Origin of the sequence: Duganella sp. HH101, assembly GCF_001758795.1 — a bacterium.
Taxonomy (GTDB): domain Bacteria; phylum Pseudomonadota; class Gammaproteobacteria; order Burkholderiales; family Burkholderiaceae_D; genus Rugamonas; species Rugamonas rivuli.
Window position 1 is genome coordinate 1 of sequence record NZ_LRON01000001.1, and the last position, 15,474, is coordinate 15,474.

The 15,474-nt window shown below is 63.2% G+C and carries 20 protein-coding genes; 16 read left to right on the plus strand and 4 right to left on the minus strand.

The window, feature by feature from the left end; genetic code table 11:
* From DUGA2_RS33935 to flhA, 15 genes are all read left to right on the plus strand, one after another.
* Positions 1–490 (plus strand): hypothetical protein (locus DUGA2_RS33935; protein ID WP_168167740.1); only part of this gene is annotated, 490 nt, incomplete at its 5' end.
* Positions 491–898 carry a flagellar hook assembly protein FlgD gene (locus DUGA2_RS00010; protein ID WP_070266505.1) on the plus strand — a complete coding sequence of 136 codons (408 nt, stop codon included), beginning with the start codon at positions 491–493 and terminating at the stop codon, positions 896–898.
* 8 nt (positions 899–906) lie between these two features.
* Complete coding sequence (locus tag DUGA2_RS00015; protein WP_070266506.1) at positions 907–2,076, plus strand: flagellar hook protein FlgE; 1,170 nt, start codon at positions 907–909, stop codon at positions 2,074–2,076.
* Positions 2,076–2,885 carry a FliM/FliN family flagellar motor C-terminal domain-containing protein gene (locus tag DUGA2_RS00020; protein ID WP_070266507.1) on the plus strand — a complete coding sequence of 270 codons (810 nt, stop codon included), beginning with the start codon at positions 2,076–2,078 and terminating at the stop codon, positions 2,883–2,885. Before DUGA2_RS00015 ends, DUGA2_RS00020 begins: the two co-directional genes overlap by 1 nt.
* A complete protein-coding gene (gene fliN / locus DUGA2_RS00025; RefSeq protein WP_070266508.1) occupies positions 2,875–3,228 on the plus strand; it encodes a flagellar motor switch protein FliN in 354 nt (117 codons plus the stop codon). The genes DUGA2_RS00020 and fliN overlap by 11 nt, the downstream gene beginning before the upstream one ends.
* Complete coding sequence (locus DUGA2_RS00030) at positions 3,228–3,629, plus strand: flagellar biosynthetic protein FliO (RefSeq protein ID WP_070266509.1); 402 nt, start codon at positions 3,228–3,230, stop codon at positions 3,627–3,629. The genes fliN and DUGA2_RS00030 overlap by 1 nt, the downstream gene beginning before the upstream one ends.
* A complete protein-coding gene (fliP, locus tag DUGA2_RS00035) occupies positions 3,626–4,408 on the plus strand; it encodes a flagellar type III secretion system pore protein FliP (RefSeq protein ID WP_070266510.1) in 783 nt (260 codons plus the stop codon). Before DUGA2_RS00030 ends, fliP begins: the two co-directional genes overlap by 4 nt.
* A gap of 8 nt (positions 4,409–4,416) precedes the next feature.
* The gene (locus tag DUGA2_RS00040; protein WP_083296145.1) at positions 4,417–5,166 is read left to right on the plus strand and encodes a sigma-70 family RNA polymerase sigma factor; all 750 of its coding nucleotides are present in this window, start codon (positions 4,417–4,419) and stop codon (positions 5,164–5,166) included.
* 73 nt (positions 5,167–5,239) lie between these two features.
* Positions 5,240–5,830: a hypothetical protein gene (locus tag DUGA2_RS00045; protein ID WP_141753138.1), complete on the plus strand. Its 591-nt coding sequence runs from the start codon at positions 5,240–5,242 to the stop codon at positions 5,828–5,830.
* 18 nt (positions 5,831–5,848) lie between these two features.
* Positions 5,849–6,226 carry a hypothetical protein gene (locus DUGA2_RS00050; protein ID WP_070266512.1) on the plus strand — a complete coding sequence of 126 codons (378 nt, stop codon included), beginning with the start codon at positions 5,849–5,851 and terminating at the stop codon, positions 6,224–6,226.
* Between the two features lie 14 nt (positions 6,227–6,240).
* Positions 6,241–7,392, plus strand: coding sequence for a tetratricopeptide repeat protein (locus DUGA2_RS00055; RefSeq protein WP_070266513.1), 1,152 nt, complete (start codon positions 6,241–6,243; stop codon positions 7,390–7,392).
* A gap of 42 nt (positions 7,393–7,434) precedes the next feature.
* Positions 7,435–7,701: a flagellar biosynthesis protein FliQ gene (fliQ, locus tag DUGA2_RS00060; protein ID WP_070266514.1), complete on the plus strand. Its 267-nt coding sequence runs from the start codon at positions 7,435–7,437 to the stop codon at positions 7,699–7,701.
* Positions 7,702–7,704: 3 nt separating this feature from the next.
* Complete coding sequence (locus DUGA2_RS00065) at positions 7,705–8,469, plus strand: flagellar biosynthetic protein FliR (RefSeq protein WP_070266515.1); 765 nt, start codon at positions 7,705–7,707, stop codon at positions 8,467–8,469.
* Positions 8,470–9,555, plus strand: coding sequence for a flagellar biosynthesis protein FlhB (locus tag DUGA2_RS00070; RefSeq protein ID WP_070266516.1), 1,086 nt, complete (start codon positions 8,470–8,472; stop codon positions 9,553–9,555).
* Complete coding sequence (flhA, locus tag DUGA2_RS00075) at positions 9,555–11,603, plus strand: flagellar biosynthesis protein FlhA (RefSeq protein WP_070266517.1); 2,049 nt, start codon at positions 9,555–9,557, stop codon at positions 11,601–11,603. The genes DUGA2_RS00070 and flhA overlap by 1 nt, the downstream gene beginning before the upstream one ends.
* Before the next feature lie 63 nt (positions 11,604–11,666).
* On the opposite strand, the gene DUGA2_RS33260 is transcribed toward flhA, so the two are convergent.
* From DUGA2_RS33260 to DUGA2_RS33270, 3 genes are all read right to left on the minus strand, one after another.
* Positions 11,667–12,293 carry a hypothetical protein gene (locus tag DUGA2_RS33260; RefSeq protein ID WP_141753139.1) on the minus strand — a complete coding sequence of 209 codons (627 nt, stop codon included), beginning with the start codon at positions 12,291–12,293 and terminating at the stop codon, positions 11,667–11,669.
* Positions 12,294–12,679: 386 nt separating this feature from the next.
* On the minus strand, positions 12,680–13,195 hold the full coding sequence (locus DUGA2_RS33265; RefSeq protein ID WP_141753140.1) for a hypothetical protein: 516 nt from the start codon (positions 13,193–13,195) through the stop codon (positions 12,680–12,682).
* Entirely contained in the window at positions 13,192–14,160 is a 969-nt protein-coding gene (locus DUGA2_RS33270; protein ID WP_141753141.1) for a hypothetical protein, read from the minus strand. Before DUGA2_RS33270 ends, DUGA2_RS33265 begins: the two co-directional genes overlap by 4 nt.
* Positions 14,161–14,581: 421 nt before the next feature.
* Here DUGA2_RS33270 and DUGA2_RS33940 point away from each other — a divergent pair, with 421 nt between their 5' ends.
* Positions 14,582–14,740 carry a hypothetical protein gene (locus DUGA2_RS33940; protein WP_168167741.1) on the plus strand — a complete coding sequence of 53 codons (159 nt, stop codon included), beginning with the start codon at positions 14,582–14,584 and terminating at the stop codon, positions 14,738–14,740.
* A gap of 430 nt (positions 14,741–15,170) precedes the next feature.
* Here DUGA2_RS33940 and DUGA2_RS34295 read toward each other — a convergent pair whose 3' ends face one another.
* On the minus strand, positions 15,171–15,461 hold the full coding sequence (locus tag DUGA2_RS34295) for a hypothetical protein (protein ID WP_229214551.1): 291 nt from the start codon (positions 15,459–15,461) through the stop codon (positions 15,171–15,173).
* Positions 15,462–15,474 lie beyond the last annotated feature (13 nt).

A 15,474-nucleotide genomic window follows, 5' to 3' on the forward strand; every position in this document is an offset into this window, starting at 1 on the left:
GGCGATGCAGCGGGGTCCGGCCGGCGGCGCGGTAGCCATGGGCGAGACGGCGCTGTCGGTGCAGAAAACGGCGACGGCGTCGCCGGGCTGGAGCCTGGCCGGCGCCGCGCCGGCCGCGCGCCAGGCCGGCGGCGACGAGGGCGAGGCCGTCCCCATGCAGGCAAGCCGGGGCCAGGATCCGGCCGACGGCGAAGAGTACGCGGCCCGCCTGCTGCATGTCTACCGCGATGCGGACGGCGTGCAGGCGTGGCTGCGGGATGCCGGGATCGGCACGGCGCAGGCGCACCAGGTGGCGCTGGCGATGGCCGCCGAACTGGGCGGCGCGGGCGCGCCGCTGACCGCATTGACGGTCAACGGCCAGCGCCTGCCGCTGGCGGCCGGCGCCCAGCCCGGCCCCCGCGACCAAGATGAAGACACCGGCGACGGCATGGCTCCGCAATACGGAGCGGCGCCGTCGCCATTGAAAACCAACGCAAACGGAGCAGTGTAAATGGCCATCAGTTCAACCCCGGCAGTCGGTACCGGTTCGCCCTCGCAGTCGAGCAATATCGGCATCCAGGACTTCCTGAAGATCCTGACCTCGCAGCTGAACAACCAGGATCCGCTCAAGCCGGTGGACAACCAGGAATTCGTGGCGCAGATCGCGCAGTTCGCAACGCTGGAACAGAGCCGCCAGCTCAACGTCAAGATCGATGACTTGCTGACGGTGCAGTCGTCGGTGCAGTCGGTGGGACTGTTGGGCAAGACCGTGGACGTCAACCAGAACGGCTTCATCGTGTCCGGCCGTGTGACGGCGTTGGATGTCTCGCGCGGCTCGCCGATGCTGACTGTCACCACCGCCACCGGCGCGTTCCAGAACAACATCAGCCCGTCGCAGCTGCTGAACATCCGCCCATAAGGAAAATCATGTTCGATACGCTATTTATCGGTACCTCCGGCCTGCTCAGCAACGCCAAGGGCTTGAAGATCGTCAGCAACAACCTGGCCAACGTCAATACGCCCGGCTTCAAGGGGTCGCAGCTGCAGTTCGCCGACCTGTTCGAGCAGGGCGGCGGCGTGACCGCGCATGAGGGCCACCGCCAGCCGGCCGGGCAGGGCGTGGCCTCGCTGGGCGCCAAGCTGAACTTCCGTCCGGGCAGCGACCAGTCCACCGGCAACGCGCTGGACCAGAGCATCAACGGCAACGGCTTGTTCACGCTGCGCCGCGACGGCGAGTTGCGCTACACCCGCGCCGGCGATTTCCAGTTCGACGGCAAGGAGGTGCTGACCAACGGTGCCGGCGACCACGTGCAGGCGCTCGACGGCAGCGGCAAGCTGGTCGACATTACGCTCAGTGGCCTGGAGCGCAATGCCGCCAAGGCCACCGCCACGGTCAAGCTGACCGGCAACGTCACCACTGCGGTGGCGACGCCGCCGGTCGACAGCACCGTCAACGGCGTGACCGTGATCGATGCAGCCGGCACCTCGCATACGCTGGTGCTGACCCTCAAGGATGCCGGCGGCGGCAGCTATACCGTCAGCGCCGCCGACAGCACGGCCCCGACGGTCGTGCTGGGTACGGGCACGATCAAGTTCGCCAGCGGCACGCCGGTGGCGGGTTCGGACGGCTTCAACCTGCAATATCTGCAGCAGGCAGTCAAGCTCGATTTCAGCGGCGTCACGGCGCAGGGCACGCCGTCGGGCATGAGCATGAAGTCGCAGGACGGTTACGCGGCCGGCGTGCGCACCGACCAGACCATCGACAACGACGGCACCATCAATGTGCGCTATTCGAACGGCCAGACCGCCAAGGGCCCGCGCCTGGCGCTGGCGCAGTTCGTCACCGAATCGGACCTGGAGCAGGCCGGCGGCGGCGCGTTCACCAAGACCCGCGACGGCGTGGTGCAGTACGGCTATGCCGGCACCGGGGCATTCGGCACGCTGACGGCCGGCCACCGCGAAGGCTCGAACGTCGACCTGGCCGAGGAGTTCAGCAACCTGATCGTCATGCAGCGCGGCTACCAGGCCGCCTCGCACGTGATCAGCACCGCCAACGACATGATCCAGGAATTGTTCGACATGAAGGGACATCGTTGATGCAGGCAGTTCCCTATGTGCTGATCCGCGCCGAGGTGCTCGATCAGGTGCTGCTGCCGGCCGAACAGGCGGTGCAGGCCTGGTGCGAGGATTGGGGCGTGGCGCGCGAGGACGTGACGCTGGCGTGCCTGCGGGCCTGGGACGGCGCCGCGCAGCTGCCCGCGGCGACGGTCTGGCGCCGCTCCTGGCGCAAGGATACGCGCGCGCTGGCTCTCACCTGGTCCGGCGAGCTGCCGGCCCTGGTGCAACGCCTGCTGTACGCGCCGGACCGCCAGTACGCGCCGTCCGGCGGCAGCGCCGTCACGGCCGCCGCCGCCGGCGAGGCCGCATGGCAGCAACTGCTGCAAGGGCTGGGCATGGCCTTGATCGGCGGCGAGCCGGCGCCGGCCGCCGCGCAGCCGCCGGCGTCGGACTGGCGCTACGCCTCCGGCGCTGTAATGCTGGTGATACACATCGGCCGCCAGGCCTGCCACGCGCTGCTGAACCACGACGCCGTGCAGGCGCTGGCGCACAGCGACGCGCAAGCCGCCGCCGCGCGCCTGCCGGCGCTCGATTTTGCGCGCCTGCTGGCGCCGCTGCCGGTGCGCCTGCCGGTGCCGCTGGGCGCCGCCGACGTCGATCTCGGCAGCCTGATGCGGCTGCAAATCGGCGACGTGATCCGCCTCGACACCGCCGCCGACCGCGCGCTGCGTGTCGCCGGCCCATCCGGCGCCGCCCTGTTTGACGGCTACCTGGGCCGCGCCGGCGAAGCACTGGCGCTGGAACTGGCGCCACTCGATACCACCAATGGAGTACAACATGAGCAGTAAATCCCCATCCGCGAACACCGCCGATACCGCCGCCGTCACCGAACTGGTGGCCCTGGCCGAACTGGCGCCGCCGGCGCCGTCCGGCGCCGCCCTGATGGGCGGCAACCTGCGCCTGCTCGACAGCGTGCCGGTGCAGCTGCAGGTGGTGCTGGGCGAGGCCCACACCACCGTCGGCGAACTGATGTCGCTGAAGGCCTCGTCGCTGTTGAAGATCGACCGCAAGGCCGATTTCCCGATCGACGTCATGCTCAACGGCAGCGTGGTCGCGCGCGGCCAGCTGGTGGTGGTGGACGACAATTTCGGTGTGCGCATCACCGAAGTGGCGCCGGGCGCGGTGGCCTGATGCGGACGCTGTGGGCCGCATGGGCGCTGATGGCCAGCGGTTGCGCGCTGGCCGACGGCGGCGCGGCTATCCCTTTCAAGCAGGACAGCGCCGGCGCCGCCGCCGCGCTGCCGGGCGGCGCGCTGGGCGTGCTGTTGGTGTCCGCGCTGGCGATCGCCGCCGTGTACTGGATACGCAAGCGCCTGAACCTGCCGTTGCCGGGCAAGGACGCGGGACGCCATCTGCGCGTGCTGCAGACCGAGCGGCTGGGACCGCGTACGCTGCTGTCGGTGGTTGAATTCGCCGGCGGCCGTTATCTGATCGCGCAGAGCGAGCAGGGCGTCAGCTGCCTGGCCCAGGCCGCAGGCGTGGCGGACGACGCCATACCGGCGGCTGCGGCCGCGCCGAAGGAAGCGCCATGACGCGCCCGTTGTGGCGCCAGCTGGCGCTCGGCGGCCTCTTGTTGGCTGCTGCGCTGGCTGCGATGTCGGCCGCCTGGGCCGCCGCCGACCAGAGCGCGCTGTCCCTGCCAGGCATGCAGATCCGCCTGGGCGCCGGCGGCGCCAAGCCGGCCGACGTTTCCTCGGCCATCAAGATCCTGATGGGCTTGACGGTGCTGAGCCTGGCGCCGGCCATCCTGATGTCGATGACATCGTTCGTCCGCATCGTCATCGTGCTGTCGATGCTGCGCCACGCGCTGGGCATGCAGGAGACGCCGCCGAACACCGTGGTGATCAGCCTGGCGCTGTTCCTGACCTTTTTCACCATGTCGCCAGCCTTGCAGGAAATGAACAGCAAGGCGTTTCAGCCGTATATGGAGGGCCGGATCTCGACCGAGACCGCGGCCCGGCGCGCCGTGGTGCCGCTGCGCGAATTCATGGTGCGCCAGACCCGCGAGCAGGACCTGGCGCTGATGGTGGAGCTGGCCAAGGCCGAGCAGCCCAAGACGATGGACGACATCAGCCTGGTGCAACTGATTCCGGCATTCATGCTGTCGGAGCTGCGCTCGGCGTTCCAGATCGGCTTCGTGATCTTCCTGCCGTTCGTGCTGGTGGACTTGATCGTCTCCAGCGCGCTGATGGCGCTGGGCATGATGATGGTGCCGCCGGCCTCGATTTCGCTGCCGCTGAAGATACTGATGTTTGTGCTGATCGACGGCTGGAACCTGGTGGTGCGCGCCTTGCTGGGCACTTTTTCCTGAGCGACTGAATGGCCGTCAGCACCGACATCGATACCAGCGCCGTGGCCGGCTTGTGGGAAGCCTACGCCGCCAGCCGCGAGCCGCAGTTGCGCGAGCGGCTGGTATCGCTGTATCTGCCGTTTGCCCGTATGATGGCGGCCAGGATGTATGGCTTGCGCACCCACGCGAACGTGGAGTTCGACGACTACCTGCAGTATGGCCGCGTTGGCCTGCTGGAAGCGATCGAGCGCTACGACGCCAGCCGCGGCTTCAAGTTCGAGACCTACGCGGCCAGCCGCATCAACGGCGCTATACTCAGCGGCATGGAAGCCTATAGCGAGGTGCACGAGCAGGTGGCCGCGCGCCGGCGCGCGGTGCAGGCGCGGCTGGCCTCGCTGGCGGAACCGCAGCGGGCGCAGGGCGCCCCGGCCGACCTGTTCGGCTATCTGGCCGAGTTGGCGGTGGGGCTGGCGGTCGGTTTCGCGCTGGAGGATTCCGGCATGTACCAGGCGCCGGAGCAGGAGGCGCATTACCGCGACCACACGTATGACGGCGTGGAGCTGAAACAGCTGCGCGAACGCATCAAGGCGCTGCTGGACGGTTTGCCGGGCAAGCACAAGCAGGTGGTCAGCTACCACTACCTGCAGCAGCTGCCGTTCCACGAGATCGCCGAGATGATGCAATTGACCAAGGGCCGCATCGCCCAGCTGCACAAGGAAGCGCTGCTGAAACTGCGCGAGGGCTTGCGCGCCACGCGCGAGCTCGACTGGAGCGGCTAGGGCAGCGATGCAAGACGATATTTTCGATGATACTCACTCAAACGCACTGAAACGCACTGAAACGGGAATGAAGATGACTAACGCCACACTTGCCATGCTGGACCAGGCCGAATTACAGCAACTGGCGATCAACGCCAGCGCCGGCGGCGACTCCGCCAGTGCGATCGCCTTTCTGAAGGAAGCGGTCGCGCGCGTCGACGCCACCGGCATCGCCCACTACCTGCTGGGCGCGGAGTACGCGCAGATCAAGATGTATGAGCGCGCCATGGGCGAGATGGAGGCCGCGATCGCACTCGATCCGGCCCTGTCGACCGCCCGTTTGCAACTGGGCCTGCTGTGGCTGGGCGCCAACCAGCCGCAGCGCGCGGCCGAGGTGCTGCAGGCGCTCGACGAGCTGGCCGAAGGCGATCCGCTGCGCCAGTTCGGCGCCGGGCTGCGCCACCTGGTCAAGGAAGAACTGGCCGATGCGCTGCGCTGCCTGGCGGCGGGCGTGCAGCTCAATACCGCCAATCCGGCGCTCAACCACGACATGCACAGCATCATGCACCAGATCGAACTCGCGCAAGGCGGCGCGGCGTCGGCGGCCCCCGCCGACGCGCCGGCGGCGCCGGCCGAGGACAGCCCGCACATCCTGCTGTCGGCCTACACCGGCCAACGCCACTAAGCCGCCGGAGATCAGGCCATGACGGCAGCGATAGGCTCGGTTGCGCAACTGGTCAAGGTGATCCAGACGCAGTTGTCGTCGCGCGCGGTGTCCGCCGGCGCGGGCAAGCGGCAGCCGGCTGTCGAGCCGGCCGCCGCCGACCGCTATGCGCAGGAAAACCTGGCCTCGCTGATCGAACTGCGCGTACGCCAGATCGCCCGCGATGACCCGAACCGGGGCCGCAAGGCGTTTCGCGTGTTCCTGGAGGCGGTGCTGCTGTCGCAGTTCGGCGAGGGACTGGTCAACGACCCGCGGTTTTTCCAGATGGTCGACGACATCCATCTGGCCATGGAGGCGGACGCGGACTGCCGCGCACTGGTGGCCAAGGCGATAGAACAACTGCTGGCGGAAATTTAGAACTAAGGAAGAACATGAACGACTTGATGCAACAACTGGAACGCAGCGAAGGCTATCTGGCCTCCGATCCGGACAACAACGAATTGCTGGCCCGCGTGATCGATCTGAGCCTGGCCGCCGGCGACGGCGAGCGCGCGGTGCGCCACGCGCAGGCGGCGCTGGCGCGCTATCCGGACGACGCGTTTTTCCTGGCCAGGCTGGGCAGCGCCCATCTGCTGCGCCGGGAATGGGCCGAGGCGGTCGCCGTGCTGGCGCCGCTGCTGGCGCGCCACCCGGACCTGAACCTGGCCTACAACCTGGCCTATGCCTTCCTGTGGCTGGGCCGGCACGCCGACGCCTACGCGGCGATGACGCCTTACCTGGACGCCGCCGAGCTGTCGCCGCCGATGGTGACGCTGCTGGTGCGCGCGCTGCACCACATGGGCGAGGGCGAGCGCGCGATCGCGCTGGCCGACGCGCATATGGCGCATTGCGAACAGGATGCCGCCTTCCTGGCCGCCGCCAGCCTGGTGTGCTTCGACGCCGGCCGGCTGGAGCAGGCCGAACAGCTGAGCGCGGCCGCGCTGGCGCTGGGCGCGGCCGCGCAGCATGGACGTCCGCAGGCCCAGCTCGAAGCGCTGGTGACGGCCGGTTCGCTGGCGCTGGCGCGGGTCGACGGCGACGCCGCCGTGGCGCGCTTCCAGCAGGTGCTGGCGCTCAACCCGGACGAGGGACGCAGCTGGTCCGGCCTGGGCACGGCCAGCCTGCTCAAGCGTGATCTGCCCAACGCCCAGCAACAGCTGGAACAGGCGGTGCGCTACATGCCCACCCACATCGGCAGCTGGCATTTGCTGGGCTGGAGCCGCCTGCTGGCGGGCCAGCTCGACAGTGCACGCGCGGCCTTCCAGACCGCGCTCGAGCTCGACCGCAACTTCGGCGACAGCCACGGCGGCCTGGCGGTGGTGCAGGCGATGCAGGGCCAGCGCGAGCTGGCCGAGGCGGGCGTCGAACGCGCGCTGGGCCTCGACAAGGAGAGCCTGTCGGCGCGTTACGCGCAAATGGTGCTGGCCGGCGAAACCGCCGACCCGCAGCGCTTCAGCAAGCTGGCGATGCGCCTGCTGTCGTCGCGCCAGGGCGCCTTCGGCCAAAACCTGGGCGAGATCGTGAAGCAGCATGGCGCCAGGTAATACCGCGCTGCACGGCGCAGCGGCGGGCCACGGGAGCGCCGCATGAGGCCGGACCTGGCGATGCAGCTGCTGTCCGATCTGCTGTGGAATGCGCTGCTGATTTCCGCGCCGCTGCTGGCGGCGACGCTGGTGGTCGGCCTGCTGGTCAGCGTGATCCAGGTGGTCACGCAGGTGCAGGAAGCGTCGCTGACCTTCATCCCCAAGGTGATCGCCGCCGTGGTGGTGATGGTGGTGTGCGGCCCGTGGATGCTGAAGCGGCTGGTGGGCTTTGCCGCCAACCTGATCGGCAACATCCCGACCTACTTCTGACGCATGAGCATCGATATCGATCCGGCGTGGATGCTGGCCGTGTTCTACACCGCGCTGCGGCTGGGCGTGGTGCTGATGATGACGCCGATTTTCTCCAACCTGGCCGGGCTGGTGACGGTGCGCGTGCTGCTGACCTTGGCGCTGAGCTCGCTGCTGGTGTCCGGCCTGCACGCGGCGCTGCCGGCGCCGGCGCTGGAGATCGGCCCGGTGCTGCTGAACGCGCTGGCCGAGGTCGTCACCGGCGTCACGCTGGCGTTCGGCATCTTCGCGGCGTTCGGCGCGTTTTCGGTGGCCGGCAAGATCCTCGACGTGCAGAGCGGCTTCGGGCTGGGCAATGTCTACGACCCGGTCACGCGCACCGGCGCGCCGCTGTTCGCCACCATGCTGAACCTGGTGGCGGTGGCGGTGTTCTTCGGCATGGACGCGCACCACGCGTTGTTGCGCGGCATCGCATTCTCGCTGCGCCAGGTGGCGCCCGGTTCCGGCTTTCACGCGCTGGACCCGGAGGCGGCGATCCGCCAGTTCGGCCTGATGTTTTCGCTGGGCGTGGCGCTGATCATCCCGGTGATGCTGTGCCTGCTGCTGGCCGAGACCGGCCTGGCCGTGGTGTCGCGCGTGCTGCCGCAGATGAATGTGTTCGTGGTCGGCGTGCCGGTCAAGATCGTGGTCGGGCTGGCGGTCTTCGCGGCCAGCATGGGCACGCTGCAGCCGCTGATGGCGCGCGTGTACGGATCGATTTTTATTTATTGGGAACAGGTGCTGACGTAAATGGCTGAGCAGGATGCCGATCTATCGGAACAGGCCACGCCGCATAAGCTGGACGAGGCGCGCAAGAAGGGCTCGGTCGCCCGCAGCAACGACTTCAATGCGATGGCGATGATGACGGCGCTGGTCGTGACCGTCTACGCCGGCGGCTGGGACGCGCTGCGGCAGACGCTGACCATGCAGCAGAAAGTGCTGGCCGGCGCCGGCCGCCAGCAATGGAGCGTGGACGCGGTGGCCGCCTGGATGGGCCAGCTGCTGGTCGGCATGCTGCATGTGCTGGGGCCGCTGTTCCTGACGCTGGCGGTGGTGGCGGTGCTGACCAATCTGATCCAGACCGGGCCGATCTTCAGCATGCACCCGCTCAAGCCCGACCTGGAGCGGCTCAGTCCGATGGCGGGCTTCAAGCGCATTTTCGCGATGCGCACGCTGTTTGAATCGGGCAAGAGCATCGTCAAGCTGGCGATATTGGGCACGGTGGTGTACATCCTGGTGCGCGACACCATCCCCGGCCTGATGGGGCTGTCGGCGATGGAGCCCAAGGGCTATATGCGCATGCTGCTCGCGCTGGTCGGTTCGCTGCTGGTCAAGCTGGTGCTGACCTTGCTGTGCATCGCGCTGATCGACCTGGGTTTTACGCGCTGGGAGTTCGCCAAGCGCATGCGCATGAGCAAGCGCGACGTCAAGGATGAATCGAAGAACCGCGAAGGTGACCCGCGCATCCGTTCGCGCATCCGCGACCTGCGCAAGGAAATGCTCAAGCGCAGCAAGTCGATGGCCAAGGTGGCCAGCGCCGACGTGCTGATCACTAATCCGACGCGGCTGGCGGTGGCGCTCAGCTACAGCCACGGCAAGTCGGGCGCGCCGCAGGTGGTGGCCAAGGGCGCCGGCGACCTGGCGCGCAAGATGCGCGAGCTGGCCGGCCAGCACCACATACCGGTGGTGCAGAACCGGGCGCTGGCGCGGGCGCTGTTCCGCGAAGTGGATTATGACGGCTACGTGCCGGAAAAGCTGTACCCCCAGATCGCCAAGATCATGGTTTGGGTTTATACAATGCGCGACGCAAGGCGCGCTTCGAAAAGGGTAGTTTGATGCAGTCTCTACGTCGCATATTCAATAACAACGCCGATCTGGTGATGGCGCTGCTGGTGGTCGGGATCCTGACGGTGCTGTTCGTGCCGATTCCGTCCGGCCTGCTGGACTTCCTGATCCTGACCAACATCAGCTTCGCCCTGCTGATCTTGCTGCTGACGTTCTACATCGGCCGGCCGGTGGAGTTCTCGACCTTTCCGTCGCTGCTGTTGATCGCCACGCTGTTCCGGCTGTCGCTCAACGTGGCGGCCACGCGGCTGATCCTGTCCGACGCCGACGCCGGCCACGTGATCGCCGCCATCGGCTCTTACGTGGTGGGCGGCAACTACGTGATCGGCATGATCGTGTTCCTGATCCTGGTGGTGGTGCAGTACGTGGTGGTGACGAGTGGCGCGCAGCGCGTGTCCGAAGTGGCGGCGCGCTTCACGCTGGACAGCATGCCGGGCCAGCAGATGAGCATCGACGCCGATCTCAACATGGGCTTCATCGACCAGGACGAAGCCAAGCGCCGCCGCAAGACGTTGGAAAAGGAAACCGGCTTCTACGGCGCGATGGATGGCGCCAGCAAGTTCGTCAAGGGCGACGCCATCGCCGGCATCATCATCATGCTGATCAACATCATCGGCGGCCTGGTGATCGGCGTGATGCAGATGGGCATGCGCTGGGACCAGGCCTTGCAGACATTCACGCTGCTGACCGTGGGCGACGGCATCGTCACCCAAGTGCCGGCGCTGGTGATCGCGGTCGGCACCGGTATCATCGTTACCCGCTCGGCCTCGGACGGCAACCTCAGCTCCGAGGTGCTGAAGCAGATCACCTCCTTCCCCAAGACCCTGTTCATCGTCGCGGCGGCGCTGTCGGTGATGCTGATCCTGCCGGGCATACCGTCGCTGCCGGTGCTGTTCCTGGTGCTGGCCTTGCTGGGCATCGGCTTCATGGTGCTGCGTAAATCGCGCCAGGCCGCGGAGCCTGGCGCCGAAGCCGAGGCCGAGGAGGGCGAGAAGGAGGGCGACAAAGACGCCTATGACATGCTGAAGGTGGAGCCGATCGAAGTACTGGTAGGCGCCAACCTGGTGCCGCTGGTGAGCGGCGAGAAGACCGTCTTCATGGAACGCATCGCCGCGATCCGCAAGCAGTATGCGCTGGACTCGGGCATGGTGCTGCCGCGCGTGCGTTTCCGCGACGCGCCGCACCTGGGCGTCAACGCCTATGAGTTGCAGGTGTTCGGCGTGCCGGCAGGGAAGGGCGAGATCATGATCGACCGCACCATGGCGATCCACGCCGGCGGCGAGCAGCGCACCGTCAAAGGTATCGCCACGCGCGAGCCGACCTATGGCCTGCCGGCGATCTGGATCGAGGAGTCGGAACGCGAGATCGCCCGCGCCGCGCGCTATACGCTGGTCGATGCGTCGACGGTGTTCATCACGCACCTGAGCGAAGTGCTGAAACAACAGTCGGCGCAGCTGCTGACGCGCACTGAGACCGACCGGCTGCTGCAACGCATACGCCAGCAGCAGCCGGGCCTGGTGGAGGAATTGATACCGACCATCCTGTCGGTCAGCGATGTGCAGAAGGTGCTGCAGAACCTGTTGCGCGAGAAGGTGTCGATCCGCAATCTGGAAGTGATCCTGGAGTCGCTGGTGGACATGGCGCGCAACAGCAAGGACCTGGGCTATCTGACCGAAGTGGTGCGGCAGAAGCTGGGCGCTGCGATCTGCCAGGCGCTGCTGGGCGAAATGACGTCGCTGAACGTGCTGACGTTGGATCCGGCCATCGAGCAGGTGCTGTTGCAGAGCATACGCAGCGTGGACAGCGGCAGCAGCATGGCGATCGAGCCGAAATATGCGGAGCAGCTGCAGGCGCGGCTGGCGGCGGAATCGGACCGCATGATGAAGGCCAACATGCTGCCGGTGTTGCTGTGCTCACCGGACCTGCGCCGACATGTGCGCGCCTTGTCCGAGCGGATGATCCCCCACATGCGGGTGCTGTCGATGGCGGAGATACCGAATTCGGTCAGTTTGAAAGCGTATGGGACGGTGAGTGTGTAGGGCTGTGAGGTTGTTGCTCCAGTTTCTTGAATCCTGGAGCCGCCTTCAAACCCGGGGCGAACTTCAATCTCTCGCAACCTGATTTTCTCTGAGTGTGTCCACGCAGAACAAGCAATGGAATGGCAGGCCTGCGAGTTTAGGATAACTGAGGACAAAGGCGCTCTGAACTTCGCGCTGCTTAGTCGGCAAAGGGCTCATTTTGAAATTCATTTTGAGCCCGTTGAAAACGATTTCTTTGTTGCCGCCTAGATCATAACGACCCAGATGAAGTACGGTTCCCGGGGCGACTTTGAATGGTTGGCTTACTGGGGAGTTCTCAAGCGATTTTCTTGTCAACGTCTCCTTTGTTAGCGTAGCGTAAGTGACCCACTGCGAGATCCTATAGGTACCTGGTGGCAGCTTCATCACTACAGTTTGTGACTCCACTGCTGACGGAAAATTGCCATCCTCTCCCATCGATAGAACATATTCGGCGCTACCATCAGTTGCTTTAACAACAAGCCCAAATCCACTCAACTTTACCCTCGAGAACTGCCCTGACAGATACCCGGAATTCGGGTCTGCCGGGGCATCGGCGCTGAGTATCGGCTGAACGCTAACGCAACCGGTAAGAATTGAGAATGCAAGTACGCAAACAAGAAAACGAAGAAACATTTTTGTCCTAAATTTAAGTAGAGAAAATATCTTCAAAGGTCGGTCCGCTCAAGGGGATACAAGTCGAGCGTTAGCCGGGGATTCGAATTCGGAAAGAAACAAACGACTGGGTAGCCAAGGCTGTCCAGAACTGAGTTCGCCTGACGAGAAGTTTCTGTATAATTTTTATGTAGTTGAATAGGTGTTAATGGTTTATACCCTTAGATCCGTTACTGGAAATGCCTCATGCGTGGCGTTAGCGGCATTTTTTCATACAGAAAACGCCACGCTGCTACTCTGGACACTGGACAGGGCAACAAGGAAGTTGGCGTTTGAAGGCTAAAGCCTCCTCGCAGCGGTAAAAAATACCGGGGGCGAGGAGGGAAGGCCTGCTGTTCTACATGCTACAAAGGGCACTAGTGCACCTTGTCTCTATTCATCAACTATATTTTGACGAAGATCGCGCTGATAACCTGTTCGGGAGATTCTGCTAGGGAGCATCCTTCCGCATAAAATTCGATCCCAGGATAAGATTCCTCATCAGCCGGATAATGAACTTCGTCATTTTGATCATATTTAATTTCAAAGAATTTTAAAACATCGCCTAACCTAGTGCCGATAGATATTTTTTCAAATAGCATCCCATGATATCCATCCGACAATGCAATGCATTTAAGAAAATTTTCTCTATTGAAAATAAGTTGAAGTGCACCCTTGTTGAAATAAAACTGATCTCCAGTATCAGTATTGAGTTCATTAGAAAAATTGGGTGAAAATCTAATCCAGTGATCGGTTCTTAAAACAACATCCGGAAGTGATCCCGTTAATTCATTCCATAGTGGAATGTTTTCTTTGTCTTCAAATATGTCGTCGACATGTGTATTCAATTCGAACCCCGCCGCTGATTGTCGCGGAATAATTGGAGAGTTCATATTAGGCATTGGGAAATTTATTTTCATCGTGGAATCCATTTTCCGTTTTCATATTTTCCAGAATTTCCCTTGGTGTCGAAGAAAGTAGTATTGCTCCTTACTGTTCTAGGATTATATGTGGCTGGGTCAATTATTTTTACTTCAGCACCATCGCGCATCATGAATTTATAGTATTGACTGTTATGAGTTTCTCCGGGAGGACTAACTTGGATTTGCAAGATCTCTGGGTGTCCTTCAAGGGCATATACTTCGGATTTTGACGTTGTCCTAGTTTGGTTGTTGTACGAGGTGTATCCGTCAAGCTGGAATTGGTTGCGTAGGTCCTGCATGGAGCGGTTCCAAACGTTGGATGGCCGATCAAGATTAATCCTGCCCACATCCCGGGCACGATAGTTTTCCTTTAAGTTTTCAAATTCTATCGCATCGCTGGCGGGGCCTGCACGTCCATCTCGCACGATCTCAGGGGTACGCGTTGCTCCGGTAAATCGTGGTGATCCCCCAATAGCACCACCTGCCATTAAAATGCCATCTTGACTTACCCCCAGTTGTGTTGAGTAATACACATCGGAAGGGGATCCCCCAGCGACTATTGTAGCGCCGCCGTTTATTGCTGCCATCGGGCTATTTATCATGTTGTTGAAACTAGCGACAAAAATCTCCCGATCGTTATCTAGTTTCGGGTCATATGGAACCAACTGAGGCCCCGCAGCTGCGTTCAATGCATTTTGACGTTGCTGGATCGTATCGCCTATTTGGCGAGCTTCACGAGACAGATCCATGAAATTGCCATATTTACCCGTTACAGGGCTTTCCAACAGAGTAGGCGATGGTTTAATGCTTTTCATTAGCCGATCGACACCGTTAGCTAGGCGTTTGCCATTTTTCTCAGCGTTCTTATCCAGGAATGTGCGCATTGCGGCATCACTTTCGGCCGCAGCGGCACTATCGGTTTCGTTCATCTGTTCAGGCGTCAGGAAGTCACCGTTCACCATGATCGGCCTCGATATCGAATCAATGAGGGAGTTAATATCGACCTGTGGCCTAGACGGATCAACTGCCCCAATGCTAGTGAAGTCACTGAGCGGGCGAGGAGTGAGCAGGCGACCGGTACCGTTGATGCTGTCCGCTAAACTGCTGCCCAGCGCGTTTCCGAAGGCATCTGCAGCGATCCGTGGCCCCGACGTGAACGGTCGTAATTCGAAGGCGAAAACCCCGGCGCGATGCGGGCTGGCGGGCCGGTCGGCCCAGGTGCATTGATGTTAAAGAGCGAAAAATTTCTGGACGCGAGTTTCGCCGATTACGCGCGCGGGCGCAAGGGCCTTGATGTGCGGATTTTTCCGCGCAAACTAAATCCTAAGTTTTTGCTCGTCTCGGTGGATGATCACGCCTCGATCAACTTTATGAGACATCACCATGTCGAAGCACACCAAGAAACGCACCGTCACAAGCAAACCCAACGCTATTGCTGGCATTCTGACTTCCATTGTCGGCAAGGCTATTGGCCATCTTCTTTTTGATCTTTGGAAGGAGTACGGCCCGGCTTCTTGGCTGCGTGGTTTGTTGGTGGCGTGAGGCGCGGCGCCCGCAGGGCGCTGCGCAAAGGGTTTGCTGTTGACGTTGGGTTTGCGTTCGACCTGGCTGACGGCAGCGCGCGGGTGCAAGCGCCGGCGGCGCGCGCGCCGTGACCCTGGCCGAAGCCCTGCGCCCCAGGGCGCACATTATGTCTGGCGCCCCTGCGCGGCTGCCAAACCATCCGGTGCTGCGCAGGGCTTCGGTCGGGCGCTGCGCGCGTCCACCATACGGGATGGTGCTAGTCGGGGCTACAGGGCGCGCTCCTGCGTCGCTTGCCGCCGCGCTCCGCCGTCAGTCAGGTCGAACATCAAACCCAACCCCGCCGCCCGGCAGCAAGGCTGCGCCTTGCTGCCGGGCGGTGCCCGATTGCCGGAACTGATCCCAGCTCGCGCAGAGCGTGTTGGGGTGCAAGCTCATTTATCGGCACCGATCAGCGCAGCGTCTTCACGTCAAGGTTGTAGATCGCCAGGATCGCGTCTTGGCCTTTTTCTTTGTCCTTTGCGTCGTAGGCGGCAAACGCCTCCTGTAGCTTGCCGTCGATGAATTTGACCTGATCTATATCCTTCTTTAGCTTCGGGCGGATTTCCGCCCACAGCTCTTTGAGGTCGGCCATGTTCGTCTCGTAAGTCCATGAACTCCACGCCGGATAGTTTTCCGGCGCGTGGTTCGTTGCCGTCGTCAAGGCACCCGAGAAATCGAGCAGCTTCTCTTTTAAAGACATTGTTTTTCCTTTA

Coding starts and splice junctions, on each gene's coding strand:
- fliP (WP_070266510.1), top strand. CDS start 3,626: ATGACGCGCCCGTTGTGGCGCCAGCTGGCGCTCGGCGGCCTCTTGTTG.
- DUGA2_RS33265 (WP_141753140.1), bottom strand. CDS start 13,195: ATGAAAATAAATTTCCCAATGCCTAATATGAACTCTCCAATTATTCCG.
- DUGA2_RS00070 (WP_070266516.1), top strand. CDS start 8,470: ATGGCTGAGCAGGATGCCGATCTATCGGAACAGGCCACGCCGCATAAG.
- fliN (WP_070266508.1), top strand. CDS start 2,875: ATGAGCAGTAAATCCCCATCCGCGAACACCGCCGATACCGCCGCCGTC.
- flhA (WP_070266517.1), top strand. CDS start 9,555: ATGCAGTCTCTACGTCGCATATTCAATAACAACGCCGATCTGGTGATG.
- DUGA2_RS00010 (WP_070266505.1), top strand. CDS start 491: ATGGCCATCAGTTCAACCCCGGCAGTCGGTACCGGTTCGCCCTCGCAG.
- DUGA2_RS00055 (WP_070266513.1), top strand. CDS start 6,241: ATGAACGACTTGATGCAACAACTGGAACGCAGCGAAGGCTATCTGGCC.
- DUGA2_RS00050 (WP_070266512.1), top strand. CDS start 5,849: ATGACGGCAGCGATAGGCTCGGTTGCGCAACTGGTCAAGGTGATCCAG.
- DUGA2_RS00045 (WP_141753138.1), top strand. CDS start 5,240: ATGACTAACGCCACACTTGCCATGCTGGACCAGGCCGAATTACAGCAA.
- fliQ (WP_070266514.1), top strand. CDS start 7,435: ATGAGGCCGGACCTGGCGATGCAGCTGCTGTCCGATCTGCTGTGGAAT.
- DUGA2_RS33940 (WP_168167741.1), top strand. CDS start 14,582: ATGTCGAAGCACACCAAGAAACGCACCGTCACAAGCAAACCCAACGCT.
- DUGA2_RS34295 (WP_229214551.1), bottom strand. CDS start 15,461: ATGTCTTTAAAAGAGAAGCTGCTCGATTTCTCGGGTGCCTTGACGACG.
- DUGA2_RS00020 (WP_070266507.1), top strand. CDS start 2,076: ATGCAGGCAGTTCCCTATGTGCTGATCCGCGCCGAGGTGCTCGATCAG.
- DUGA2_RS33270 (WP_141753141.1), bottom strand. CDS start 14,160: ATGGTGAACGGTGACTTCCTGACGCCTGAACAGATGAACGAAACCGAT.
- DUGA2_RS00015 (WP_070266506.1), top strand. CDS start 907: ATGTTCGATACGCTATTTATCGGTACCTCCGGCCTGCTCAGCAACGCC.
- DUGA2_RS00065 (WP_070266515.1), top strand. CDS start 7,705: ATGAGCATCGATATCGATCCGGCGTGGATGCTGGCCGTGTTCTACACC.
- DUGA2_RS00040 (WP_083296145.1), top strand. CDS start 4,417: ATGGCCGTCAGCACCGACATCGATACCAGCGCCGTGGCCGGCTTGTGG.
- DUGA2_RS00030 (WP_070266509.1), top strand. CDS start 3,228: ATGCGGACGCTGTGGGCCGCATGGGCGCTGATGGCCAGCGGTTGCGCG.